The sequence below is a fragment of the Mesonia profundi genome (assembly GCF_031085155.1).
Classification (GTDB): domain Bacteria; phylum Bacteroidota; class Bacteroidia; order Flavobacteriales; family Flavobacteriaceae; genus Mesonia; species Mesonia profundi.
In genome coordinates this window covers 1-5,713 of the sequence record NZ_JAVHUL010000066.1, presented here as the reverse complement: position 1 = coordinate 5,713, position 5,713 = coordinate 1, and the positions used below count along the sequence as shown (strand labels likewise).

General features: G+C 34.4%; 5 protein-coding genes. 3 read left to right on the top strand and 2 right to left on the bottom strand.

What is annotated here, in order from left to right; translation table 11 throughout:
* Window positions 1-317: 317 nt before the first annotated feature.
* Together RBU60_RS13980 and RBU60_RS13975 are read right to left on the bottom strand one after the other, a co-directional pair.
* On the bottom strand, window positions 318-2,384 hold the full coding sequence (locus RBU60_RS13980) for a M16 family metallopeptidase (protein WP_308865681.1): 2,067 nt from the start codon (window positions 2,382-2,384) through the stop codon (window positions 318-320).
* 19 nt (window positions 2,385-2,403) lie between these two features.
* Window positions 2,404-3,729 carry a M16 family metallopeptidase gene (locus RBU60_RS13975; protein WP_308865680.1) on the bottom strand — a complete coding sequence of 442 codons (1,326 nt, stop codon included), beginning with the start codon at window positions 3,727-3,729 and terminating at the stop codon, window positions 2,404-2,406.
* A 175-nt stretch (window positions 3,730-3,904) separates the two neighbouring features.
* On the opposite strand from RBU60_RS13975, the gene RBU60_RS13970 reads away from it, so the two are divergent.
* The 3 genes from RBU60_RS13970 to rpmA all read left to right on the top strand — a co-directional run bounded on the left by RBU60_RS13970 (window position 3,905) and on the right by rpmA (window position 5,513).
* Window positions 3,905-4,372: a DUF4199 domain-containing protein gene (locus tag RBU60_RS13970; RefSeq protein ID WP_308865678.1), complete on the top strand. Its 468-nt coding sequence runs from the start codon at window positions 3,905-3,907 to the stop codon at window positions 4,370-4,372.
* Window positions 4,373-4,525: 153 nt separating this feature from the next.
* Window positions 4,526-5,230: a 50S ribosomal protein L21 gene (gene rplU / locus RBU60_RS13965; RefSeq protein WP_308865677.1), complete on the top strand. Its 705-nt coding sequence runs from the start codon at window positions 4,526-4,528 to the stop codon at window positions 5,228-5,230.
* 22 nt (window positions 5,231-5,252) lie between these two features.
* Window positions 5,253-5,513, top strand: a complete 261-nt coding sequence (gene rpmA, locus RBU60_RS13960; RefSeq protein ID WP_308865676.1) for a 50S ribosomal protein L27 — start codon at window positions 5,253-5,255, stop codon at window positions 5,511-5,513.
* Window positions 5,514-5,713 lie beyond the last annotated feature (200 nt).

Here is a 5,713-nt window from a genome sequence, read left to right as displayed (position 1 = left end):
AAATTTGATACACCATTAGAAATGATGGACAAAATTTTGTTTAACACAGAAGTTGCGTTTATTACTTGAATCTAGCAGAGATTCTAATTTCTTTGTCAATTTAAGTGAACTCATTATGGCTATTGAATTCTAGCAGAACGCGATGAAGTCGCGCAATAGTTAAAAATCTTAGTTTCGAGAATCGAGAAGTATACTAGTGCTGCTAATTATACTTTTAAATCTGCTCATGGGTTTTTTGAAGTTCTCTTCTGTAAAGCCATAAAAAAACCGACTCCAGGATAATCCCGAGTCGGTTTTATAAATCTTATTAAATAAGTTTACTCGAAGTCTGCGTCGCTTACATCTTCGTTAATTTGAACCTTGTTCATACTGATTTCAATAACTTGAGGTCCCATATTTATCGTAACCAGATGTGGTATTTTTACACCATCTACCGTCTTGTAATCATCGAAGCCCATGGTATTGATCATGGTTTGACCTCCTTGAGAAACGCTAGAAACAGTCTGTAATTTAAGACCAGTTGAAGTGCTGTAATAGTCTTTAGAATCTTCTGAAGTTTGCACCACATAAGCATCCTCACCATCTACAGTTTCTATACCTTGAAGTTGGTCATTTTCCATTACTTTTAGCTCAGAGAAAAGTTTGCTGTTTTTCTTAGCATCTTTAATTTGCTCTTCGTTATAGTCGACGTGTTGCCCTTGCGCTTCTGAATATCCAGTTTTACCATTAAACACTTGTTTGTTTAACGTCATTCCGTTCATCTGAACCAAGGTTAGGTTTTTCCCATCTGCTGTGGTCTTGGTGCTATAGCTAAGGCTCATTCCTTGTACGGAAGCACTTCCGCTAGAAGCTATAGTTTTCACTTCTTTAACAGCTTTTTCTCCTCCAATAGCTTCTATATAATCATTGTAAACAGATTTTACAGTAACTCCTTCAGGTACCTCTTTTTTATAGACAGGACGTTCAATTTTATCTCCTTCTTTATTGAAAAAGAAAATAGGAGTCTTTTTTCCGTCAATTTTTACGTTCTCTAAATTCGTTAAAATTTCTACACCTTTTCCAGCAACTACAATCTGCATTTTGTCAGTTTTGTAATATTTGTTGGCTACTCTCATAATGTCCTCCTTAGTAACAGCGTTGATCTTTTTTAAGAATTGGGTATAGAAATCTGATGGAAGATTTTCTGTTTCAATATTTAAGGCGTAGCTAGCAATTGTAGAAGGACGTTCTAATCTTAATACAAAGTCTCCTGCAAATTTATTTTTAGCGTTGCTTAAATCTTCATAAGAAACCTCTTCAGATTTGATACGCTTAATTTCTTTAAAGGTTTCAACAATAGCACTATCTGTTACTGCATTTCTAACACTTGCTGATGCGTAGAATCTACTTGCATACTTGTCATCTCCTGTAGAAGTTCTCGCTCCGTAAGTATAACCGTGTTCCTCACGTAAATTCATATTCAAATAACTTCCAAAGCTACCTCCTAAAATTTGGTTAGTCACCAATACAGGGAAGTAATCTTCATCTGCCATTTTTAAGTTAATCGTATTTTGAACATACAACTCACTTTGTACTGCATTAGGCACGTCCACAAAGTTGATTTGCGTATACTGCACCTTAGGAAGACTTGGTAAAGAGCTTGATGGAGGAACATCTGCCTGCCAGTCACTAAATAATCTTCTAGCTAATTTCTTTACCTCTCTTTCTTTAATGTCTCCAACCACCACTAAATAAGCGTTTTTTGGAGAAATATAACTTTCGTAGTATTTATTAACATCAGCTAAAGTCACTTTCTCTACAGAAGATTCTGTTGCAAATTCTCCGTAAGGGTGATTTTTTCCATAGGCTAATGCAGCACTTACGTTACTTGCGATAATTCCTGCACTTTTGGCGTTACTCTTAATTCCTTCGATAAGACGGTCTTTTTGAGTTTCAAACTCTTCGGCTTCAAACTTAGGTTGTAATAAACCTTGAGCCATTAATTCCATTACCTCTGGAAAAAATTTAGATAAAGATCTTGCCGAAGCACTTGAAGAACCGTAGTTTACATTAGCACCTAAAAAGTCGATACGTTCGTTAAAGTCGTCTTTAGACATGCTTTTAGTTCCTGTTCCCATCATCGCACTGTAAAGAGATTTTAAACCTTCTTTATTTCCTTCAGAATTCGGCTTATTGTCTATAATTAAACTGGCGCTAACTCTAGGAAGTTTATGATTTTCTACCACCATTACTTTTAAACCATTATTTAATTTAAAAGAAGCTGGTTTCCCTAAGTTAATTTTTGGTGCCGGACCTGGTTGAGGTTGTTTAGAGCGGTCTACTTGGGCTTGAGCTCCAACGACCATAAGGCACATGATAAATATTGGATATAATTTAAATTTCATTGTTTTGTTTTTTTTAGAATTATTCAGAATCTGGAGTAGGTAAGTAGTCTAAGTCTAATCGTTGATTCTCGTTTAGATACTCATTGGCTACTTTTTTAATGTCTTCTCTTGTAATTCCTCTATAGATTTCGATTTCCTTATTGATTAGATCTGTATCTCCGTAAAGTGTGTGGTAGGTTGCTAAAGAAGAAGCAATTCCTTGTACACTACTGTTAGAGTTTACAAAATTATTTTCAAACTTATTTTGAAGTTTTTGGTATTCATTTTCTGAAATCAATTCAGTTTTAAGCTTTTTAATTTCTTCATCAATAGAAGATCCCAACGTTTCTAACGGAGTTTCTCCCATTGCTAAAGCTCCTAATACATACATCCCGTAATCTTCTTGAGATCTAGGAAATGCAAGTACTTGAAGTGCTTCTTTTTTATCGTCTACCATTGTTTTGTACATACGAGAACTTTTTCCATCGGTTAAAATAGAAGAAATCATATCTAAAACGTAAGCATCTCTTTCGTTCATCGCTGGAGTTCTATACACATATAGTTTAGCAGGAATCTGAATGTTACTATCGTATTCCTTAGCCTTTATTGTAGAGGTAATAGACTCTTCTTTAATATTAATAGATTCCACTTTAGGTCCTCTAGGGATGCCAGCATAATATTTCTTAATCATTTCTTTAGTGTCTTTGGTATCTATATCTCCTGCAACAACTAAAGTGGCATTATTGGGGCCGTAAAACTTATCAAAAAACGCTTTAAACTCATCTAATTGAGCTGCGTCTAAATCTGCCATCGTACCAATAACAGTGTTTTTGTAAGGGTGCTTCTTAAACATATAGTGGTTGATTCCTGTGCCATAGATAATTTTACCATAAGGTGCGTTATCTACTCTAGACCTCTTTTCTTCTTTAACCACTTCGTTTTGAGTATCTACTCCAATCTGATTAATTACCGGGTGAACCATTCTTTCAGATTCCATCCATAAACCTAATTCTAAGTTGTTAGAAGGGAAAGTTTCGTAATAATAAGTTCTATCTGCTGTAGTATTGGCGTTATTACTTCCTCCATTAGCGGCAACAATGTTAAACCATTCTCCACGTGCAATGTTTTCTGTTCCTTCAAATAAAAGATGTTCAAAGAAGTGGGCAAAACCTGTTCTTCCTTCTACTTCGTTTTTTGCTCCTACGTGGTACATTACTCCTACCGTAACTACCGGAGCAGTATTATCTTGATGCAAAATAACGTGTAGGCCATTGTCTAAATCATACTCTGTATATTCAACTTCTTGAGCAAAGCCAGAAAAAGTTAAAAATAGAGCACAAAAAGCTGAGCTAATTTTTCTAATCATTTTTAATTATTTTAAGTTTTTTAATAAGTATTCAAAAATACCATTTTGTTACAAAAAAAACAGGGGGAATTTAAAAAACATCCCTAAATTTATCTAAGATATTCACAGAAATTAACAATTTCTTACCAATGGGATTCGTCAATTTTTCAGAAATTTAGAGTTAAATGACTTTATTATGAAAAACCAAGCCATACCAATTCGTTACGGATTTTTTATTGCAGCTGCTTTAATTGTCTATTTTTTGCTTCTTTCCTTATTGGGATTACATACAAATCCTTACTTTAGTTTATTTAATGCAGTAATTACCGGAGTAGGAATTTATTGGTGTATTAAAAAATACCAGGAGTATAAAGGAGTCAAGTTTAAATATCAAAAAGGATTTATGGCGGGCATTGTATCAGGGTTCATCGCTACTTTTGTTTTTACTCTTTTCTTTGGTATTTATGCTACAAATTTTGATGCAACTTTTTTAAATGAAATTGCACAAGGTAGACGGGCCGAGAATAATATAAGTGTAGCGGCAATTTTATTTGTAGTGGCAACCATGGGGTTCGCTAGTTCGCTAATTATTACTTTTTCTTTTATGCAATTTTTTAAAAGTAGTTGGAACACTAAGGAGACCAATAAGAATATTGCTAGCTAATAAGGTTGTTTTCTTGATAGATGTAAAGTCATAAAGAGGTTTTTTTACTTTTTTCAATAATCTTATGTAATTTTGTGTGCAATAGACTTGTGGGTTAGATATATATAGGTATATTTGCATCCATTTTAAACAAATTTTTAATAAAGTTACGCTATGTACGCAATTGTAGAGATAGCAGGGCAGCAATTTAAGGTTGCAAAAGACCAAAGGGTTTTTGTTCATCGTTTAGCAGGAGAAGAGGGAGATTCAGTATCTTTCGATAAAGTTCTTTTAGCAGGAGACGGAGATGATATTACTTTAGGCGCCCCGGCTATAGAAGGAGCTCTTGTTGGAGCCAAGATTACACGTCACCTAAAAGGAGATAAAGTAATCGTATTTAAAAAGAAGAGACGTAAAGGTTACCGTGTAAAAAATGGTCACCGTCAATCTTTAACTGAAATCGTAATTGAAGATATCTCTTTAAAAGGAGAGAAAAAATCTTCAAAGAAAGCGGAGCCAAAGAAGACTGAAGCTAAGAAAGCTGCTTCAAAGCCCGTAAAAGAAGACGAGGTAAGTGAAAACTTGATTACTCGTGCAGAGCATAGAGTAGAGGGTGATATGGAGATTAACGTTGATAAACTTCTTCATAGTATTGGTACTGCTGCAAAAGCAGATGCTGAAGACTTGAAGGAAATTAACGGAATTGGACCTGCTTACGAAGCTAAATTGAACGAAATAGGTATTTATACTTACGAGCAAATTAGCAAATTAAAAGCTGCCGATAGAGAAGCACTTTCTGCTATCGACGGAATTACCCGCGACAAGATTGAAGCTGATGAGTGGGTAAAGCAAGCAAAACAATTGCTAAAAAATAAATAATAACCATTAAAATTATAAACCCATGGCTCACAAAAAAGGAGTTGGTAGTTCTAAAAACGGTAGAGAATCAGAATCGAAACGTTTAGGCGTGAAGATTTTTGGTGGACAAGCTGCTATTGCAGGAAATATCATCGTAAGACAAAGAGGTACTGCACATAATCCTGGTGATAATGTGTATGCAGGAAAAGATCATACGTTACACGCCAAAGTTGATGGTGTTGTGAAATTTGCTAAAAAAGGAAATAATAAATCATACGTTTCAATCGAACCGTTTGAAGCTTAGTGTTTTTCTTTATAGAATAAAAAACCTTCAGTTTTACTGAGGGTTTTTTTATGCCCTAAATTTATGCCAATTCAATTTCTTAATGCGACATTATCTGTTTACTAAATAGTACTTCGCGTTTTAAGGGATCAAGTCAAAAAGTTGTGGGATTTTAGTTTTATGCAAAAATTGTGGATAGTCTAAATAGGAAAAAATCTACT